Genomic DNA, 18,406 nt, shown 5'->3' with positions numbered 1-18,406 from the left:
GATTGTGGGGCATTTCTTGCACTAACTTTTCACCAGCTGAAATTGAAACCCAAAACCGGGATTTAGTAAAACATGCTGACGAGTTTTTAACCGATCCAGAAAGTGGCTGGGAAGTCTTCTTAGAACCCGAAGCCATTCAACTGCTCAGTTTCTGGTGTCGAACACCACAACAAATGCGACGCTTTATCCGCATCATTTTGAATGCTAAAAACAACCTCGAAAAAGAACATCAAGCCTTAGGAGTCAAAATTAATTTAGGTGACGATACGCTTAGAACCTGTCTAGTATCTGCTGAATCTGGTAGAATTGTGGAAAACCGACTGAGGAGTTTGTCATGCCAGATTATCCAAGCAATATTTCTCGAGCGCAATTTGCGTTAATACAACCTGATTTAGAAAACTTCCGTAAGCATACAAGACCGCGTCGTTATGATCTTTATGACGTATTCAATGCCATCCTTTACTCGCTTACTACAGGGTGTCAATGGCGTGAATTACCGCACGATTTCCCGGAATGGCATACCGTCTACCGCTATTACGATATGTGGCGAGATAAACCAGACCCGACAGCTGATTCGCTATTAGAAAGGCTTTTAAAAAAACTGTCGCTTCCTATCGTTTTGCACAGGGCCGATCGGCCCGAACGTCGTTTGTGATTGTTGATGCTCAAAGTGTTAAAACCACTGATTTAACGAAAAATAGTGGCTACGATGGCGGCAAAAAGATTTCAGGGATTAAGCGTCATATGGCGGTTGATATTAACGGTTTACCACAAGCCATTCTCGTGACACGAGCTAATGTATCAGATCGTTCAGGTGCATTGGCTATGCTTAGTTTGGCTAGCCAAAATTTAGAGCTGGTTCAGCATGTCATGGTTGATGGTGGCTACACTGGCAATGACTTTGCGGATCAGGTGAAGCTCATTTTGAATGCTAAGACGACGGTAGCTAAACGCAACGAGTTGCATACGTTCACGGTGTTACCGCAACGATGGATCATTGAACGTTCATGGAGTTGGCTAGACAAATGTCGGCGACTTTGGAAAAACTGTGAACGTGCCCTTAACAGCAGTCTTCAAATGGTTGTATTGGCCTTCCTGAAGATAGTTCTTAAAAGATACTAGACAGGTTCTTAAAGTGATTCATGCGCGCAATCCCTCGTTTCTTGGCACCCAGTATACTAAAATCAAGTCAGCGAGGAAAATTTGCACCAGAACCGTGGCTTTAATCACACGGGAAAACAGGTGTAAACAGTTTGCCATTTCGGTATATCGTGAGGTAGCTGATACCATTTAGAGTCAATACGAAACTCTAAAAGGCCATCAAAGATGCCGAGTAAATTAACTTTTCAAGGACATAATTTCTTACGAAATGGTTCTAGATCAATGTAAATTAATTCAAACTGAGAACGGATGATGAGACAAAAATCATTCATTTTTTAATAGACTTGATCTAAAAGCTAAGTTATTTTCCAAGATATCAAACAACTTCTTAACCCAAGAATCTTCCACACATAGGACAATAATGAATCCAAATAGATTCAGCTTTTTCCTGCAAACCGGGATCAGTATAAACGTCCAGTACCGGATAATCACGCATTAAGTTCAGCTGCCAATGGGTATCATCTAAATTAAAAAGATCCGATTTAGTGTCTCCCCTTACTACATTATGGCAATACACACAACTGTTGTTATACATGCTTCCTTGCTTTTTGATTTTAAACTCCTCCATTTTGCATATTATAAGAAGATTACTTCTACTTGATATATAGATGCTTTCCTTGCGAGGGTAAGTCAGACAAGGAAGCATTTCTAACTTGAGATACTTAAGCTTGTCTCAATAGATGTAGATAGCGGCTCCCCAATCGGATATTAACAGCTCAACTAGTCAAACCAGATATATAAATGTGACACAAGCTGGAATATATATCATTATCTAGATAATTCAAATTGAGCTAATAAAATCAATAAAGAAAATTTTAAATAACATTATTTTATAAACCCCTTTAGGATTTTCCCGATTTGATATTCTACGTATGTTCGTTTAGTTGCGTCAGTTAAAATTACTAAACTGTCACCTTCATGAATCAAGGTATCACCGTGTGGAATCACTTCCTGTTCGCCACGCCGGATTCCGATTAGTAATGCTTCTTTAGGCCATGGCATATCGCGGACCATTTTGCCATTCAAGGGACTGCCGAAGAAAACCGGTATTTCCAGTCGGTCGGGTCGATGAAGCTGTTGAACTGTTTTCGGCATTGTCATTTGCTCGAGTAACGCTTCATAGATCGGCGCACCGCCAAGCAAATCAACCACGAGATAAGCAGTTAACGATAGGACCGCTAACGGCATCAAATGCGTCAAATTACCAACCATCTCCGTTACCAATAGAATCGCAGTAAACGGTGCTTTCCCAATGCCAGCAAAGTAACCGGCCATTGAAAAAATGATTAAGTTCATGATATAAACGTGCGGCAATAAGCCGAGTTGATTCATGAAGACGCCATAAATGGCACCAATCACGGCACCCAAAGAAAGAATCGGCAGAAAAATGCCACCTGGTAATCCAGAACCATATGAAATCATTGAAAAAACGAAACGTACAACAAAAATTGCGATCAATACAAGCAAAGATGGCACATACTGGCCAAAACCGACAATCAAACCATTGCCACCACCAAGTAAGTTTGGTGCAAAATAGCCAACCAGAATCACCAGCAGAAACGGTACAATGCCTTGTAATGGCCGCGGTAAATGTGTCAAGTTGCGATACCACCGCGGCATCACCAACAAGATTCGCTGGTATAAGTACCCAAACAAGCCCAAAAGAATGCCTAGCAAAATTAAATGCCAATAACTCGATACAGGTAAACTACGCGAATAGCTTAAATGCAGCACCGGAACAAGTCCGAAAACATTCAGTGAAACAAAATCCGATCCAATTGCCCCAGCCAATGCCGTTAACCAAACAAGCGGTGAGAAATTATGGTAAACCTCTTCTAAGACAAACAAGGTCCCAGCAATGGGTGCATTAAATGCTGCCGCCAAGCCAGCAGCAGAACCGGATGCAATTAACAATCTCCGATCAGTTCCTGATAACTTGAATCTAGCAGCTAAACCTTGCCCGACTGAAGCGCCTAACTGAATCGACGGTCCTTCCCGTCCGAGAAACAACCCAGGCCCCAGCGCCAGAACACCGCCGACAAATTTTCGCCAGAGGATCGACCACCAGTGCATCTCCAATTCACCAGCCAACTGGCCTTCAACTTGCGGAATCCCAGAGCCAGAAATATAGGGCTCTTTCTTGAGAAGCCACGCCACGATCAACGCCAAACCAAGATTGACACCGATCAACAACGCCCATTGCCACCAGACAAACGGTGCTATTCGCAAGTGCCCATATACCAGCCGACTATAGCGCAGCCCTACCTCAATACAATAGCGAAACGCGCTGACAACAGTGCCGCTCATTAAACCAACAAGTAGTCCGAGTAGCACAGATCGTAGGCGAGTAAGGTTAAATTTTTCTTTTACAAACTGTGTCAGACATCTCATCTCCCAGTATACCTTCTACTTAATATAGAACTGAGATTGTAAAATCTAAGTTACTAAACATAAGATGTTCCAAACTCCGGTCTTTTTTAGAAACTGTCTAGTATCCCTTAAGATGGTTTTAAATAAGCAAATTAGTTGGATACCATTATTACACTCCTATATTTACGATCAAAAATTCCTAAAACATTAAGAAAACATATTTGTTTCCAACGAAAGAAGTAGTAAGCCCTAGGTCAAGCATTTTAACATCTTTGATAACGACAATCAGTTCAGAAAACATAATATATAAATATATGTTTATATATTGTGCAATCTTTCTGAAGTTTCTTCCATGTTCCCATAGACATCACCTCATCGGGAAAAGACAACCACCGCCCCTTAAAACTTCCTGCTTAAATAGCATACCATAGCTTACTTATCATCACTGGTGTTTTGCACGGTATTTTTCTGACTCAACCTAAGAATTTCTGGTAATAGAACAGTCTCTAGCTCAATATAAAGTTGATTAGCTACCATACCTTCGAATACATCAGGTACAACATCTATTTCAGTTTCTAATTGTTTGCTTAGGTGTCGTGCAATGTTTGGTGATTGGTTATCGATGGCGTTCTTAATTTGTTGCTGTAAATCATTCAATATCATCCAATCACACTCCTTTCATTGAAATGACCTTGCTAAATTTTTGATTTTGTTCACCTGAAATACGAGCCGAGCCTTGAACAGGTGATTATAGTCGTTTTTAACCTTATCTAAGGGAACGAGGCTGATTGACTTTTTTAGTTGAACACACGAAGCGTTGATTGCGTCGCTGCAGCCGTTTTAACAAGATCAGCTTGTACAATAAAACGCTTGGGCGTATTAGGTGTTGCTGAATCACAGGTAACTAAGGTTAACAACTTCTTACCTGGAACATCATCAATCACGGAAACTTGATGCTCATCAATTGTCTGTTTGTTTGTGACTTGGTACGTATAAACTTGCTGATTATCAGTCAAATAAACATAGGCAGCTGTCTGAATTCGTTTAAGCGGTGAAAACAAGTTGCCTGCATCGGTCATATAATGGCCTGCTAAAGCATAATTACCCTTTCCCAGGACTTGATTAGGTTTCATCGTACCAGCTCCTCGAGCCAAATTATTGTTATCAAGGCCGTAAAAAACGGGCAAACGCATACTAACAGAAGGGATTGCTAACCGAGCAATGGCGTTAGAATCATTAGTCATAGCCTTAGCGACCGTAGTAACATCCAATGACTTAACTTTCTTAAAATCAAAATTCCCCTTACTTTTTTGGGGATCTTTTAACGAAGCGTGATAAGCACTGTTGCTAATGTGTTGAACAGTCAGATTTTTAAGTTGTTCATTGAAAATCATCGCCAAACTCACAATTAACAACATAATCAACAACGTCCACCGTAGCCAACGGTATTTGTTTTTCCGATTTTGCATAATAGAATATCCCTGCTAAGTTTTAGTTCAGAAAATTGGTTCAATAGACAGCATTTTATTAGCCCAGGCGTTCTACTGCTATGACGCTTCTGGTAATCGCTGAATCAACATGGGTTCGTTCATGTCTAAATATGTTTTTCGACTTGTGTGTAAGGTGTTGCCGGTGCGCACCTGTTCATTGATCCAGCGAGTACAGTCCGCGTGATGTTCACCACGAAAGTAGACTTTACCAGAATTAAATCCAACGACTGCAAATTTAGGCTGTACACAAGCAGCTGCCAATTTTTTAAGGGCAGAATCCGAAATGCTTTCCTCAGAGTTTAGCAAACGTCGCACAGTACGATCATTTATTTTAGCTTGTCTGGCAAATTCTGGGTTGCTCAGGTTGTTCTTATCGACGTAGTTCTGAATCATTTTACGAACAGAATCACGATCGGTTCTGGTGCAAATTTTCCTCGCTGACTTGATTTTAGTATACTGGGTGCCAAGAAACGAGGGATTGCGCGCATGAATCACTTTAAGGGACGCCACTTTCAAAAGGACATCATCTTAGTAGCCGTTGGCTACTATTTCAGATTCAGTCTCAGCTATCGTGACATCGTTGAATTGCTTCGGGATCGGGGTATCACTGTTCATCACACCACGGTCATGCGTTGGGTTCATCACTATGGCCCCATCTTTAAGGCTCTATGGCGTCGGCATCAAACAGCTCACGCTAAAAGTTGGCGAATCGATGAGACCTATATTCGAGTTAAAGGCCGTTGGGCCTATTTGTATCGCGCTATTGACAGTAACGGTTTGACCATGGATTTTGAGCTACGAAAACACCGCGATTATACCGCATCCTATCACTTTTTGAAGCGTCTCTTGACGACCAATGGTCGGCCTGATCGATTAGTCACTGATCAATATCGGGCAACACTGAAAGCAGTGAAGCACCTGATAAAGCAAGACTATTTGAGCAAATCAGCCCACCAATGTTCCAAATATCGAAATAATTTGATTGAACAGGACCACCGATTCATTAAGCGTCATCGTGTCCGCTCAGCAAGCTTTCAAAGCATTCGAACCGCTAGTGCAACGTTGAGCGGTGTGGAAATTGTTCACGCAATACGCAAAAGAACCCGACGAGAGTTAAGTCTCATCGGGTTCTCAGTCGTGGACGAGTTAGAAGCATTGTTAGCTGCATAACCTTCAACATAGGATCAATAGCTGGTTAGATGGTCATCTCTCAGACTGTTTGCACCAGATCCTCTATCTTTAGTATTCGCCCCAATATTTAGACATTGTTTGTTTACCAACGCCAGGGTTGAAACTATTAGTTGGATCATTTTTCTTATAGTGCTTGATTAAGGCCGGTGCTGCCAAATATAGATGCCCAACATTGTGTTCGGCTGGATAAACAGCGTGACGCTCATCCAAAATTTTAAGCATTTCTTTTTTAAGTTCATGCGCATCGACGCCAGGTTTTAGAATATAATCCTGGTGCATAACGTGATCAAGTAAGTGACCATAATAAATTTTGTGTTCTATTTTGTCTTCAATCTCTTTAGGCAAATGCTCGAACCACTTATAATCATTACTTGCCAACGCGATATCTAGTGGCAAAATGTCAATACTATCCTGTTTTAATTCTTGATATCGAATCGCAACCCCAGCTGTTACATAGCGGTGAGTTGCCGCTTTACTGGTCTCATTGGCATCGGCTTCAAAGTAGTCGCCACTGGCTTTGTCAAAATAAGATTTGAGATACTCTCGCGCTTCTTCAATACCATTACCAGCCATTTTCAATTGTAGGTAATGGTCGTACTTTTCGTAATAATCATCTAACCGCTTTGGCATTTGATTAGGAAATAAATTACTTAATGTTTGAAGCAAACGATCTGGGAAATAAGGTTTGAAAAACGGAATGTGCTTCAAAAAGCGTTCGCCCCATGCTTTTAGCGCAAACATTTGGGGCAAATGACCTGTACCAATTTTTTCAATCACAATTAGTGAGTCTTTACCATATTTCTTGGCCAATTTATAAGCATTTTTATGCATATATTCACCAGAAACAGGCAATTCTTTGAATGTCGTCATAATATGGCGACGAATATCTTCCAACTCATCGGGATTATTCGTTCCAATGTAAAACATTTGTGTTTTTTTATCCATTGGGAATGTATCTAAGCGGACAGCCAATGCCGCAACGTGACCGGACGATCCAGATACTTCATACAATTCTTTAGGATTTGCATTGTATCGAATAGGCTTATCAGATTCAACGTCACGCACAACCTGTTCATGATGGAACATTGAAGCATGATGTTCAGTAGCTGGTACTTGATTCAAATCAAAATTGCGGTTCTGCAAATTAGTAATAATCTCTTCGGGCGTTTTGCCCAAATCAATGCCTAAATGGTTAACTAAGTGCATTTCGTCATGTTCATCAATCCAAACATACAATGATAGCTCTGTATAAGCTGGACCTCTTCTGATCAAAGCACCACCAGAATTGTTGTTAATACCACCAATGACCGATGCACCCAAATTAGATGAGCCAATGACTGAATGTGGTTCACGTTTAAGTGGTCGCAATTCATTTTCTAAGTGAAACAGTGTCGTACCGGGGAATGCTAGTACTTGTTCCCCATTATTGATTAACTGTAAATCTTTAATTTTCATGCCGTTCACAACAACTGCAGAACGGTCATAACCTGGGGCTGGTACGGATCCCTCAGTCAAACTAGTGTTGGCTGCTTGCATAATAATGATAATATTGTTATCATGCAAAACATTAAGCACACGCCACATTGCCATTAAAGTGGTTGGAAATACGACTGCAACTGCATCGCCCTTACCTGAGCGGTACCCTTTCCTAAAACGTAAAGATTTTGCTTTGTTAGTAATAACATTTTTTTTACCAACAACATTGACTAGTTCTTCGACTAAGTCCATATTAACTTCTCCCCTCTATAACGTTTGTAAAAAACGTTTTAATCATTACGCTTTCAATGATACGCTTTTTTTGATGCGTATCTGGATTGAAGTCAATATTTGAGACAGATTTTAAGAGACATTCAGAACCGCGTTTACCTTCCACAGCTCAAATAAATCATTAATCGCGATTAATAACTTATTTGAACCCTGGAAAGCATTAAATCAGGCGGCCATTTGGCTCGTAAGTGTTGCAATTTCAACTTGTAAGGGGGTCTGGTAGCCCAGTGAACTATGAATTCTCTTCCTATTGTAGAAAGCATGCACATATTCAAAAAGGACGGCAGCGGCAGTTTCATAATCTTCAAAGACCGGCACTGGATAAACACATTCCTTTTTGAGGGAAGCGTGAAAGGATTCCATTGGCGCATTATCATACGGACAACCCTTACGGCTGTATGAGTGGCGGATATGTAGCTCAGTTAAACGTTGATTGTAATCATCGCTGGTATACTGTGATCCTAAATCCGTATGGATAATCAGGTCCCCAGTAATGGTTCGATTTTTAACCGCGCTTTCAAGGGTCTTTAAGACTAAATCAGTATCCATCTTTTTTGAGAACGAATAGCCGATAATCCGTCGTGAGTACAGGTCCATGATGGTTGATAAGTAACACCAGCCATGACGCTTCGTTTGAATATAGGTCATATCAGCGGTCCATTTTTGATTTAAACCAGTGGTCGAGAAATCCTGCTTAAGCAAGTTGGGACGCTGTTCAACCTTGGTTTTGGAAGCCGAAGCCGCTTTCCACTTATTGACGGTAACGGAGTGGATATCCAGTTCCTTCATGAGCCGGGAAATCCGTCGTGGACTGCACCGAAGCTGCAGTGGTTGAAGTTCCAGATTCAATTCATGGTGGATCTTCATAACACCGTATCGCTGCTTAAATTCCGCAAAGATCCGCAGAATCCGTTGTTTCAAGCCCGCATCTTCGGCCCGGCGTTTTGAAGGTTTGGGGGATCGATAACGATAATACTGAGCTCTGGAAACACCGAGGATTCGGCACATCTTGGTTACCTGGTGGTGATGGCTTTCTTGGTGAATGTAATCAAAGATATTGGTTACTTCTGCGCAAGGAAGCCCAGGGCTTTTTTTAGGATTTCGTTCTCCTCAGACAGCCAAGCCAGTCGCTTTTCCATCGCTTTGATTTCGTCTGGCGATTTACCGGATTGAGTTTTGGCCTGGCCCTGGATCCACTTATGAACTGTTGAATAGCCAATGCCATATTCTCTGGCCAGTTGGGCAGCTGATTCGCCTTGCTTATATAGGTTGATAATTTTTTGTTTGAATTCTTTGTCGTAACGAGTTGGCATGTAAAAATTCCTTCCTTTTGAGAGATGATTTATTCATTATACCCTCTCTTAAAAGTTGTCTCAGGAATCAGCTTACATCCAATATTCAGACAACACACCAGATTAAACGCCGCAACTAATAAAACAACAAAAAAGATCTCCCACACGAGGAGATCTCCAGTCTGGTTCCTGGACACATTTCCGTCCGTTCGCGGGAACTGCTCAAGGCCAAAAACGGCATTTTTACAGGTGCTCTCCGTTTGCGGAAATATGTCCACATGCTATTTCTACCTATCATACGGCGGGCATGAGGGAGGCCATCGTCTCGACCTGCTCTCCTCTGCTCGATCAGTTTATGATCAAGGTCTCAACCCGGTATGCCGTTAACCTGGTCGGTATCTTGGTCGCTTATCTTGGTCGGTCAGCGATCAAGTCGTTTCTTCTTGAACCGGTTCCGACATGACTCCAATGTCCGGTTTTCTATTTGAATGTCCGGTTTTGCTTTTCAATGTCCGGTTTTCTACCGTCGCAGATTCTCGGCTGGCATTCTGCTACTAGCTCCGCGACCCCTCAATCTGCAATCGTAAAAAGTATGGCCATCGCTGAAAAGTTTAATCGGCGCTGTCAGTGTATCCGAAATGGTCTCTGACCTTCTGATGCGTCGTCTTATCATTAAGCATGTAGGCTACAAGCGGGACTGTCGTCATTCCCTTCTCCCAGTAGCCGTCATTAATATCCGTCACATATTTCTTCCATGCAACTCCGATAAATACTTCCTTGTTGGAATCAAGTTTCTCCTTGGATTCCTCGGATTCCCCCGGCGCGTCTGCTACAGGAGTTGAAGTGCCGTCGACCATCACTTTGAAGTTCTTCATAGGCACAGCGGTTGATGTGCATTCGCCAATACCTACAAAGCCATATCCAGCGATATGGCAATAAACCGTATCTCCGACCTGAACGTTATAAATAGATTTCCCGCTGCCGCCAAGGTTCGCGGACAGGAATCCGTATTTCAGCGCGTCAGGCCAGCTTCTTTCTGCATAGCCGACTGTAAATTCACGGCCCTTCTCGTTCTTGAAGAAGCCCTTCTCATCGTCATCGGCCCATCCACCAACGATTTCCTTAATAGCGTCCGGATTCCAGATGTCACTTGCCATTCTCAGATAGATCTCAGCCCGGTCTGCGATGCTTTGCTCACTGAAGTCAGGAATCGCACGAAAGCCGTACTCGTTAACGACCGTGAGGAATTTCGGATTGTTCGTGTAAGCTGTGACGTTCAACGCCTGAGCAAGGATGTTGTCTCCCATGTACTTCTGGACCTTCTCGGAGTATTTCATTGCCTGATAGCTTCTGTTTTTGTCTCGGGTGAGCAGGATCAGGTTTCCGATCTGATTCCTGGTGGATTCGAAATCCTCGTAGTCGGTGAAGCTGCCCTCGTAGTCCTCGTACTTGTCCGGAAGGATATGCTCAATATCGTAAGTGTTTCCCTTACGCTTGCGGTCAACGTACTCCTCGAAATGCGACGGATTGCCCATCAGCACATTCACGTAGGAAGTGAAGCGCGCGAGGATGTGAAGCATGTAACGTCCGGAGAACCGGTTCAGACTGAACCTGGTGATTCCCTCGACGGTCACGTCCATACGGCGGAGTGTACGGACATAGACCATGCCGATTGTCTTACAGTCCTCATTGCGGATATCCTGCATCAAATGAAACAGCAAATACTTATTCGTGTTCCAGTTAACCTTCTTGAAATTCAGGATTCGGATGGTGGCAAAGTCGTCCACGAACTTTGCGGTCATCTGTATTTTTTTCTTTACGATGTCGTCTGTGTCGTCATTTTTAATGGCAGCGATGGCAAGCATGGTCTGGTAGGTCAGGTCACGGTTTGCATTGTAGAAGACCTCTTCATATCCGGGGGTCAGCTTGCTGCCATAGCCTTTCATCAGAAGATAGATATCAGTGACACGTGTCATTTCAGTGAGAACAAATTCCTTGTAGTCCTTCGGCTTTACAAGGCCCATCGCCGTCCGGGCGTTGTTGCGTACCCAGGTATGGAACTTGTCGCCGAGAAGTTCGTAATCCTCATCTTTAGCGCCGCGCTTGGTATCTCGCATGGAATTGGCATATTTTGCGCGAAGCCAGATAGAGATGAATTCAATGTCCTGCGTATTCACCATGCCGCTCGTATCGTAAGAAGAGGCGTTCTTGATACGGTTGATGTTGTCCTGCCACTTTCGATTTACCTCAATGCGGTCAGCTTCTGCAACCTGCTGGATGATGTAAGCCTTCGTCATCTCGGCGCTGTTCAGACTCAGTCCTCGGTCATTCATTGTCAGGAAAATCGTATGTGCTTCGTCGTCAGACGGTGTGTCGATCTCCAGAAGGAGGACCTTCTCTATCAGCCAGTTAATAAAGTAAGGAAGCGCTTCTCCCTTCAGCTCGTCAGGGAAGATGTCCTCTATGTCCTGATACCGGTCAAGCATATTCTGTGAGCTCTCATTCACTGGCACATAGGTCTCATCTTTTTGCAATATAGCCTGCAGGCAATTCTCGCGGTCAGCCACATCGATATTGAAGCTCTTCTTACTGAAAGCCTTTGAATAGATCATGTCATCCAGCGGGACAAGAAGATCCTCATCCTTGACAGTTTCTTTTTGCAGGTTGTTCAGATAGATGATGAGAAGTGTTAGCGAGGTCAGACGCTGCTGGCCATCGATGATTTTCTTTACCGAGCCGCCAGTACAGATGATACATCCCATGTAATAAAAGCCATAGTTCATGACTTCTTCCGGCGTATCATGATCATCCGGATCATAAAATTCCTCAAATGTGCTCTGGAAGTCGGCGAGAATCTGCTCGATCTGCTTCTGCCCCCACCGGTATTCCCGCTGGAAATAATCGACGGTGTATTTGCGACCACTCAGAATTGTTTTGAGCGTGTCTGTTTTGTCAATTTTCTGCATTTATGCCTGCCCTCCTGATTCGCCTTGCTTATATAGGTTGATAATGTTTTGTTTGAATTCTTTGTCGTAACGAGTTGGCATGTAAAAATTCCTTCCTTTTGAGAGACGATTTATTCATTATACCCTCTCTTAAAAGTTGTCTCAGGAATCAGCTTACATCCAAAGCAACTTGAAGAGGTCGTGGCTGACAGCGTGGCTGTGAATATGGTCAATGCCTACTACAAAACACTTGCTGAATTCAACAAAGGTAATCGAGAGTGGTTCGTACTTGCTATCTTGTGCATTGAATTAGGAGTTAAGCCTGACAAAGCCAGTGCGCAGGAATTAAGCGCCCTGCAGATGATTGCTAGCAACATTACTGGTAACCAAGCACCGCTACTCAATCCAAACATCAAGAATGCCTTTGAAGGTGCTATCAAGGCTTAAAGAGTGCAAGCGCAATCTAGTCAGATTGTGCTTTTTCTGTTATAATGAGAATACAAACAGGGAGCACCCCCATAAGAGTGCTCCCCTAGCAGAGCCGTTTAAGACGGCGGCAACCATTGGGTTAAATAACCGTCAGCTAGCCAAAGCGAAGACGGTTATTTTTTTTGCTGATTTTTAATCAGCTCAACAACTAATGCTAACAGGGCTACGACAAACATGCCGAACCCTAGCATAAGCTGTAAAGCGTCCGAAATGGACACAAGGCTTCGCCTTTCGTTGGTATCGTGGTACGTTGGTTTTTACACCATAAGCACCACCTCCAATCTACGGAAGTCGCCACCGTCTTTAACTTTTCTGCCACGTCTAGTATAGCATATAATTGGCTTCGTTCCTTGAGGCGCAAGGCATACAGCTATTTGCTACCGCAAAAAAAAGCCTCTTCGGCCAAGGCCGAGAAGCGTGGGGCGCCTGCCCCGCCCACGCGCTTCGGGCATCTGCCTGCCGCGAGGATTAGACCCGATCTCGGCAACATGATGCAACGGAACGGCAAAACCCAGCCGTTCTCGTCGCCAGCTCGACTGAAACCCAGCAGGTAGGGCATTAAATACTTTGCTCTAGTCCTGATGCACGTTGTTTTTTCTGCTGATGTTGGGGCTTAACCGGCTGAGTTTGTTGATACTTCTGCTCATCTTCTTTGTCTACAGCGTTGTACCCATACTGCTTAATGAGATAGGCGCACTGTTGAGGATCGTTGGCTTCAAAGTAGCCCACAACTTTATCAGGCTGTTTAGTATCCACTAGCGCAAATTCATCCTGACCCTTATCAACTAGTTGGGCCGTTTTTCCATCCTGACGACGATAGGTTTGTTCTAACTGCTGATCTATTGTTGCTGGATGTTGGGCCAACTTGGCTAACTCATTCCAGTCTTTAGCAATTTTAGACACCGGCAGAATACCATTGTCAGCCTGGTAACGTGTGTTGTAGTAAGAAGATTTTGCTGCTAAATGTTCGCGGTCATGATCCTCAATACCAGGATTTAATTTTTTCGTAACGGCGTCCCAATTAGGCTTGTTATCATCGGTGCGATTAGCTTTGATGAATTTTGCTGCGGTTAGTAAAGCCTCATCTGAGTTAAAGTTAGTTTTTCCGGTGTTGATGAGCACGCTGCTTTTGGCAATGGCTTGTGGCAGCGGAAAAGCCTGCTGGAAGTTCGTTGAAAGGTTGGTTGTTGCTTTAGCTGCTGCTGCCAATTCACGCCAGTCAATGCCCGCTTGATCTGCAGCTTGTTTCAAGCCTTGGTAAGTTGTCTGAGTGATCGCATTATCCTGTGGAAAGAGCGGCTTAAAGGTAGTTACCTCAGCCTCGGTATTAGCTAAGATGGAGTCTTGCAGCTTGTCATAAAGCTGATGACCGGCAGGGTCATTGTCGGAGCCAACATAAATAGTGGCTGGCAATTGCCCTTTTGTTTTATACATATTGACGGCCATATTCACGACACTTTCAACTTTAGTGCCATCAACTGAGGCAATCATGCAATTCGTTAGCTCTGGGTGTTGTGTCCAATAACTCAACGCATCAATCGGTGATTCAAAGACATACAAGTCTTGGGGTTTCCCCAAACTAAAATTGAAGCCAAAATCAGATTGCGAGTTTGCGGCAATCTTTTTTTGCGTGCCACGTTTACCGTATTGTTTAAAATCAATTTCCGTGCCTTGAATACTAGCGCCAACTGCCTTACCGTTGCGTGCCCATTGAAAGATCAGACTGTTTTGTGAGTCCTGAAAAATGAGTCCTTTTTGGTACAGGCGGTCAACCAGATGAGGATTAATCCCTCTGGCGATGGTGAGGTAATCCCGCGCTCGATCAAAGCTATCAGCACGTTTCAAGTAGTTATGATAGGCTGCCTTCGGCGCGGTTTGAATCTTTGTTTCATCGTAGTGACCAGCGTTGAGAAACTTGACAGCCTGATAGAAGCCTTTCTGATCTAAAAAGGTGGTGGCGAATTCAATCGCACCACCACCTAAATTCTGGGAGTTCCATTTCCATAGATTCTTTTTTGCATCAATAACTAAGGAGTCGTGATCGACACCGCGGTAGTAATCGCGGGAATCCTCCTTGAGATCAATGCCAGCACTACGCGCAATATCAACTAAGGACAATTTACGCGCACGATTGATTTCAGCTTGCGTCAAACGCTCACGCTTACCGCTATTGAGGTTTGTTGTTTGTTCCGGAGCATCGTTAAGCGTTGCTTCTGCGGTCTGTGCTTGATCAAAACCTAATGCTTGCGCCGCTTGATCAGATAGCTCGATCGTATGCACACTGGCCTCATTGATTTCTTTGAGGGCTTGTGCCATCACTTTAGGATCTTTCGCCCAAGTGGCCACATATCCTAATGAATAGTCACCAGTGTCGATGCCAATGTTTTGCATGGCAATGTAAGCAACAGATTCGGCTTGCGCTTCTTTCCAAGCGCGTGGTCGATCAGCAAATGCCTGACCAATGCCATGTAACTGACTGTGGCCGTACTCATGGAACAAAGTTTTGAGTTTCATAGCCGCGTCTGTTTCTTGTGGACTAATCACAATTTCTTGTGTGGACGGCCGAAAGAAACCACGAACACCCGGTTCATCAATAGGGGCTTCACTGACCTTAACGTGACCTTCGGTATTGATGGCATCAACGACAGCGTGATATAAACGATCCACGTTTTGGTGATCACCCAACCGCTCCTTAATAAAATCTGTTGCGGATAGTAAAGCTTTGCCGTTGGTTTGACTGACATCGAATACTGAGCCGTAGCGATAACCAACAATTGCTCGTTCAGCGGTCGTTTTGTATTTGACCTGTTCCTCTGGCGTGAGCTTCTTAACGATTGGCATGGTGATCTTGATGGCGTGTTCACCCTTACGAATGTGGCGACCTAATTTGTCCCACTGCTTAAATCCGGCTACCCGCGTTGCATTAGGGTGCTGCATATTAATCAGGAGCACATTACGAACAGAGTAGCCATGGAAGGCAGCATTTTGCCGAAGGTATTGCTTAAACTTTTGAGTGTCAGCAAGTGCGCTTAATTGTTCTGTGGCTCGCTGCGCCATCTCATGTTCCCAGGCTTTGATCTCAGCTTTAGTCCTCGCCATCTTCACCATCCTCCTCCCATGTGACGTTCTCTTCCGCACCAGGAACCGGTTTGATGATCGGCTCCAAAGCGTATAACGCTCGATACTGATTGTCGGCAACCTGCTGCCAAGCAACTCGTCTCATTTTGGTGGACGTTGGTTGCAAGCTGACGGTTGGATAATCGGCGAGGTTGTCAATCACAGGCAGCTCACTACCGAGCACTTGCATTTCATCTGCATAAATAGCTGGCATCATTACTTTCCTTTCTATATAGAAGACAAACAAAAAACGCCCTAGTAAAAGCGCGTTTGCTGTTCCTGTTTCTTCTTGTCTTGTTCACGTTCTCGATCCTGATCAGACTGGCGTCTTTGATATTCGCGTTTGGCTAACCGCTGTGCCTTGATATCGGCGTTGAAAATCTTCTGTAGGCCGTTCAAGTGATTGGTTACTGATGGTTGATGATGTGTTTGAGAAACAGCTTCTTGTTCGGTACGGTAAGCTGATATATCTTTTAAAATACTGTTACCCATCCGGGCATACAGTTCATGTAATTTGTTATCGGTGTAGTCTTGCGCACGGTTGGCTTCTTTTGTGCCACTGCCATACAAGGCTTCACGAAAACGTGTTTCTTGTGCGAGTAGTTGTTTAAATTCACCCAACTCCTCAGGCTTACAACGCATCAAATAGTTTCTCGACATGGCATCTAACTGGTCGCGATAGGGCTTCATGGCATTGTTGTTGTACTTCCAAAGACGGCGATCACGGGGCAAGCTTTTGACCAGCTCTTGATACCTAACGGCAAAGTCTAGGCTGCTCTGATGACGCCAAACAGAACGCTGATCGGGTTGTAGTCGTTGACGAATGAGGTCACTGATCCGTGCAAGTGAACGATCGCGATCAACCATTTCGTTGGCAAAGGCCGCCTTGAAATGGTTCAAGATCTTCTTAGGTACATAACCTTTGCGCTGCCATTCTTGATAGGTCTCACCGTGCTTACCTTCGACCGTAACTCGTTTCCATTCACGGGTAGGTTGTGGCTCCACAATAGCAACGTGGATATGAATGTTGTCCGTGTTGCGGTGAATCGCAGCAGACCAAATAGCGGAATGTGTCATACCCATTTTACCGGTGAAGTCGTTCATGGCGACCCGGGTAGCGTCCCGCAACTTGGCTTCATCTAACTGTTTGGTCTTCGGATTGTAGACATTGTTTTCAGCTAGGAAGTCATTTCGGAAACTGAAGACGGACTGCCACATGACTGACTGATGTTTTTGTGCCACGGTGAATTGTTTTTTTAACTGAACGCGTTGTGTTGATGTTAGATGATCGTATTGATCAGTGAAGATGCCGGAAGACTTTTTCGGATTCTCCATGTAGTGGTTGTAGCCGTCAACTGACAGAATGTTTTGTTGGTCAAAGTGATCAATTCGAATTGCCTCGTCTCGATCAATGTAGTTGATGTAGCTGCCAAACTTCTTGGCATGGGCTGCGACAAAATCAGTCACATTGACAATGCCCGGTGATACTCGACTAGGCATCAGCACCACCACCTCGATGGTGTACTTGGTTCGTTTGGCGGCGAATGTACTCGGTCTTAATCTGGTCACTGACAATCTGACGAGCAACTGTTGTTGGCTTCATTGTGTCATCGGGAATGGGTAAGTTATCCCAGCCATTTTGGACGACAACACCATCAAACAGTTTTAGCAAGACCAACAAGTTACGGTCAGTCATCGTGACTTTCTTTGCAGTGGGTTTGAGTTGTTCCATAATTCCCTGGACAATTTCATGAACTAGTTGTTGTTGCTGAGTAACTTGTTGGATCAGTTGATGGTGCTCATCCATTAAAGACTTGAGGGCAGCACTTAAAGTTTTAAGATCATTCTCATCCATATATTTTTGAACGTCCTCTGGATTAGCGAAGCCTTCAAGGTTGGAATCCAAAGTCACTGTTTTTCTAATCCTCATTAGGCAACCTCAACCTCCTAACCGCATCAACAAAATCAAGATAGGCTTTCGTATTTTGCTCAATGATGATTGCCATTTGTCTTGTTAGTTCGCGCAAATCTGACACATCACCGCTGAGTAAGTGATCGGTTGCGTCATGATGAATGAGCGTGCGAAGATATTCCTCACGTGACAAACGACTACGCTTTGCTGCATCATCCAAGGCAGCTAAATCTTGTTCAGAAAGATTTCTAATGATGGTTGTATGAGCCAAAAAAATCAGTCCTTTCTTTTTATTGTTCTATTTTTAGACAGCATGGCTTCCAAAATATTTGATTTGTTGAGCCTTAGGTTGTACTTAGCAAGCTCCGGATTTTGATTTAGTTCCCGTTGCTTTTCAGCTACAAGGTGATCCAACTTTGCGATTGCCTGATCGCTCAAGGTCATCATGACTCGACGTGTTTCGTTTTGTTTATCCATCTCAAAGCCTCCTTCATAGTGATGACAAACTGTCGCCTGGCAAACCCACACGGCGTTAAAATCGCGTCACGTTACCGGACGATTTTTGGTAAACAGTTGCGACTACTCTGGTCAAAACGTCAACGTTTTTCACCAGCCAAACGATCAGAAAAATTTGAGTTGCGAACCAACCGACCTCAAAAACGGCTCGATCGA

At 43.8% G+C, this 18,406-nt stretch carries 19 protein-coding genes and 1 pseudogene; 4 read left to right on the top strand and 16 right to left on the bottom strand.

Annotation, left to right across the window (positions count from 1 at the left end; translation table 11 throughout):
- The first annotated feature begins 2 nt into the window (after positions 1-2).
- Positions 3-380: a hypothetical protein gene (locus tag AC07KQ_RS02895; protein ID WP_003586210.1), complete on the top strand. Its 378-nt coding sequence runs from the start codon at positions 3-5 to the stop codon at positions 378-380.
- A protein-coding gene (locus tag AC07KQ_RS02890) for an IS5 family transposase (protein ID WP_095691935.1) occupies positions 335-1,122 on the top strand; the annotation gives its coding sequence in 2 pieces (ribosomal slippage) (positions 335-602 and positions 602-1,122; 789 coding nt in all). Before AC07KQ_RS02895 ends, AC07KQ_RS02890 begins: the two co-directional genes overlap by 46 nt.
- An 864-nt stretch (positions 1,123-1,986) precedes the next feature.
- On the opposite strand, the gene AC07KQ_RS02885 is transcribed toward AC07KQ_RS02890, so the two are convergent.
- The 4 genes from AC07KQ_RS02885 to AC07KQ_RS02870 all read right to left on the bottom strand — a co-directional run bounded on the left by AC07KQ_RS02885 (position 1,987) and on the right by AC07KQ_RS02870 (position 5,414).
- Positions 1,987-3,543 (bottom strand): ClC family H(+)/Cl(-) exchange transporter, encoded by a 1,557-nt coding sequence (locus AC07KQ_RS02885; protein ID WP_041168760.1) that lies wholly within the window; start codon positions 3,541-3,543, stop codon positions 1,987-1,989.
- 420 nt (positions 3,544-3,963) lie between these two features.
- A complete protein-coding gene (locus tag AC07KQ_RS02880; RefSeq protein ID WP_012491081.1) occupies positions 3,964-4,194 on the bottom strand; it encodes a hypothetical protein in 231 nt (76 codons plus the stop codon).
- A 134-nt stretch (positions 4,195-4,328) separates the two neighbouring features.
- Complete coding sequence (locus tag AC07KQ_RS02875; RefSeq protein WP_270777721.1) at positions 4,329-5,000, bottom strand: class A sortase; 672 nt, start codon at positions 4,998-5,000, stop codon at positions 4,329-4,331.
- Between the two features lie 78 nt (positions 5,001-5,078).
- A complete protein-coding gene (locus AC07KQ_RS02870) occupies positions 5,079-5,414 on the bottom strand; it encodes a helix-turn-helix domain-containing protein (protein ID WP_270777719.1) in 336 nt (111 codons plus the stop codon).
- 93 nt (positions 5,415-5,507) lie between these two features.
- On the opposite strand from AC07KQ_RS02870, the gene AC07KQ_RS02865 reads away from it, so the two are divergent.
- The gene (locus AC07KQ_RS02865) at positions 5,508-6,191 is read left to right on the top strand and encodes an IS6 family transposase (RefSeq protein WP_002816607.1); all 684 of its coding nucleotides are present in this window, start codon (positions 5,508-5,510) and stop codon (positions 6,189-6,191) included.
- Positions 6,192-6,260: 69 nt separating this feature from the next.
- Here AC07KQ_RS02865 and dld read toward each other — a convergent pair whose 3' ends face one another.
- From dld to AC07KQ_RS02845, 4 genes are all read right to left on the bottom strand, one after another.
- Positions 6,261-7,940: a D-lactate dehydrogenase gene (gene dld / locus AC07KQ_RS02860; protein ID WP_003603298.1), complete on the bottom strand. Its 1,680-nt coding sequence runs from the start codon at positions 7,938-7,940 to the stop codon at positions 6,261-6,263.
- Between the two features lie 204 nt (positions 7,941-8,144).
- The gene (locus AC07KQ_RS02855; RefSeq protein ID WP_270768833.1) at positions 8,145-9,023 is read right to left on the bottom strand and encodes an IS3 family transposase; all 879 of its coding nucleotides are present in this window, start codon (positions 9,021-9,023) and stop codon (positions 8,145-8,147) included.
- Between the two features lie 17 nt (positions 9,024-9,040).
- Positions 9,041-9,292 carry a transposase gene (locus AC07KQ_RS02850; RefSeq protein ID WP_480156609.1) on the bottom strand — a complete coding sequence of 84 codons (252 nt, stop codon included), beginning with the start codon at positions 9,290-9,292 and terminating at the stop codon, positions 9,041-9,043.
- Positions 9,293-9,882: 590 nt separating this feature from the next.
- Positions 9,883-12,237 carry a DUF262 domain-containing protein gene (locus tag AC07KQ_RS02845; protein ID WP_126353748.1) on the bottom strand — a complete coding sequence of 785 codons (2,355 nt, stop codon included), beginning with the start codon at positions 12,235-12,237 and terminating at the stop codon, positions 9,883-9,885.
- 162 nt (positions 12,238-12,399) lie between these two features.
- Between AC07KQ_RS02845 and AC07KQ_RS02840 the strand changes: the two are divergent.
- Positions 12,400-12,663 (top strand): annotated as a pseudogene (locus AC07KQ_RS02840) (hypothetical protein); the annotation flags it as partial.
- A 155-nt stretch (positions 12,664-12,818) separates the two neighbouring features.
- Here the strand turns inward: AC07KQ_RS02840 and AC07KQ_RS02835 are convergent.
- The 8 genes from AC07KQ_RS02835 to AC07KQ_RS02800 form a co-directional block, all read right to left on the bottom strand.
- Positions 12,819-12,881 carry a putative holin-like toxin gene (locus AC07KQ_RS02835; RefSeq protein WP_260197480.1) on the bottom strand — a complete coding sequence of 21 codons (63 nt, stop codon included), beginning with the start codon at positions 12,879-12,881 and terminating at the stop codon, positions 12,819-12,821.
- 194 nt (positions 12,882-13,075) lie between these two features.
- Positions 13,076-13,264, bottom strand: coding sequence for a hypothetical protein (locus AC07KQ_RS02830; RefSeq protein ID WP_480156608.1), 189 nt, complete (start codon positions 13,262-13,264; stop codon positions 13,076-13,078).
- Entirely contained in the window at positions 13,264-15,804 is a 2,541-nt protein-coding gene (locus AC07KQ_RS02825) for an ArdC-like ssDNA-binding domain-containing protein (RefSeq protein ID WP_480156607.1), read from the bottom strand. Before AC07KQ_RS02825 ends, AC07KQ_RS02830 begins: the two co-directional genes overlap by 1 nt.
- A complete protein-coding gene (locus AC07KQ_RS02820) occupies positions 15,791-16,036 on the bottom strand; it encodes a hypothetical protein (RefSeq protein ID WP_003593124.1) in 246 nt (81 codons plus the stop codon). The genes AC07KQ_RS02825 and AC07KQ_RS02820 overlap by 14 nt, the downstream gene beginning before the upstream one ends.
- Before the next feature lie 41 nt (positions 16,037-16,077).
- A complete protein-coding gene (gene mobP2 / locus AC07KQ_RS02815) occupies positions 16,078-17,322 on the bottom strand; it encodes a MobP2 family relaxase (RefSeq protein ID WP_480156606.1) in 1,245 nt (414 codons plus the stop codon).
- Positions 17,315-17,752: a hypothetical protein gene (locus AC07KQ_RS02810; RefSeq protein WP_480156605.1), complete on the bottom strand. Its 438-nt coding sequence runs from the start codon at positions 17,750-17,752 to the stop codon at positions 17,315-17,317. Before AC07KQ_RS02810 ends, mobP2 begins: the two co-directional genes overlap by 8 nt.
- Complete coding sequence (locus tag AC07KQ_RS02805; protein ID WP_016379708.1) at positions 17,742-18,014, bottom strand: hypothetical protein; 273 nt, start codon at positions 18,012-18,014, stop codon at positions 17,742-17,744. Before AC07KQ_RS02805 ends, AC07KQ_RS02810 begins: the two co-directional genes overlap by 11 nt.
- Positions 18,011-18,211 (bottom strand): plasmid replication protein, encoded by a 201-nt coding sequence (locus AC07KQ_RS02800; protein WP_480156604.1) that lies wholly within the window; start codon positions 18,209-18,211, stop codon positions 18,011-18,013. The genes AC07KQ_RS02805 and AC07KQ_RS02800 overlap by 4 nt, the downstream gene beginning before the upstream one ends.
- Positions 18,212-18,406: the final 195 nt, after the last annotated feature.

The sequence above is a fragment of the Lacticaseibacillus sp. YLM2-1 genome (assembly GCF_056583465.1).
Note: the sequence above shows the minus strand (reverse complement) of the source record. Positions and strands in the feature narration are given on the sequence as shown.

Coding starts and splice junctions, on each gene's coding strand:
- AC07KQ_RS02820 (WP_003593124.1), bottom strand. CDS start 16,036: ATGCCAGCTATTTATGCAGATGAAATGCAAGTGCTCGGTAGTGAGCTG.
- AC07KQ_RS02880 (WP_012491081.1), bottom strand. CDS start 4,194: ATGATATTGAATGATTTACAGCAACAAATTAAGAACGCCATCGATAAC.
- AC07KQ_RS02800 (WP_480156604.1), bottom strand. CDS start 18,211: ATGGATAAACAAAACGAAACACGTCGAGTCATGATGACCTTGAGCGAT.
- AC07KQ_RS02845 (WP_126353748.1), bottom strand. CDS start 12,237: ATGCAGAAAATTGACAAAACAGACACGCTCAAAACAATTCTGAGTGGT.
- AC07KQ_RS02825 (WP_480156607.1), bottom strand. CDS start 15,804: ATGGCGAGGACTAAAGCTGAGATCAAAGCCTGGGAACATGAGATGGCG.
- AC07KQ_RS02865 (WP_002816607.1), top strand. CDS start 5,508: ATGAATCACTTTAAGGGACGCCACTTTCAAAAGGACATCATCTTAGTA.
- AC07KQ_RS02810 (WP_480156605.1), bottom strand. CDS start 17,752: ATGAGGATTAGAAAAACAGTGACTTTGGATTCCAACCTTGAAGGCTTC.
- dld (WP_003603298.1), bottom strand. CDS start 7,940: ATGGACTTAGTCGAAGAACTAGTCAATGTTGTTGGTAAAAAAAATGTT.
- AC07KQ_RS02850 (WP_480156609.1), bottom strand. CDS start 9,292: ATGCCAACTCGTTACGACAAAGAATTCAAACAAAAAATTATCAACCTA.
- AC07KQ_RS02875 (WP_270777721.1), bottom strand. CDS start 5,000: ATGCAAAATCGGAAAAACAAATACCGTTGGCTACGGTGGACGTTGTTG.
- mobP2 (WP_480156606.1), bottom strand. CDS start 17,322: ATGCCTAGTCGAGTATCACCGGGCATTGTCAATGTGACTGATTTTGTC.
- AC07KQ_RS02870 (WP_270777719.1), bottom strand. CDS start 5,414: ATGATTCAGAACTACGTCGATAAGAACAACCTGAGCAACCCAGAATTT.
- AC07KQ_RS02830 (WP_480156608.1), bottom strand. CDS start 13,264: ATGCCCTACCTGCTGGGTTTCAGTCGAGCTGGCGACGAGAACGGCTGG.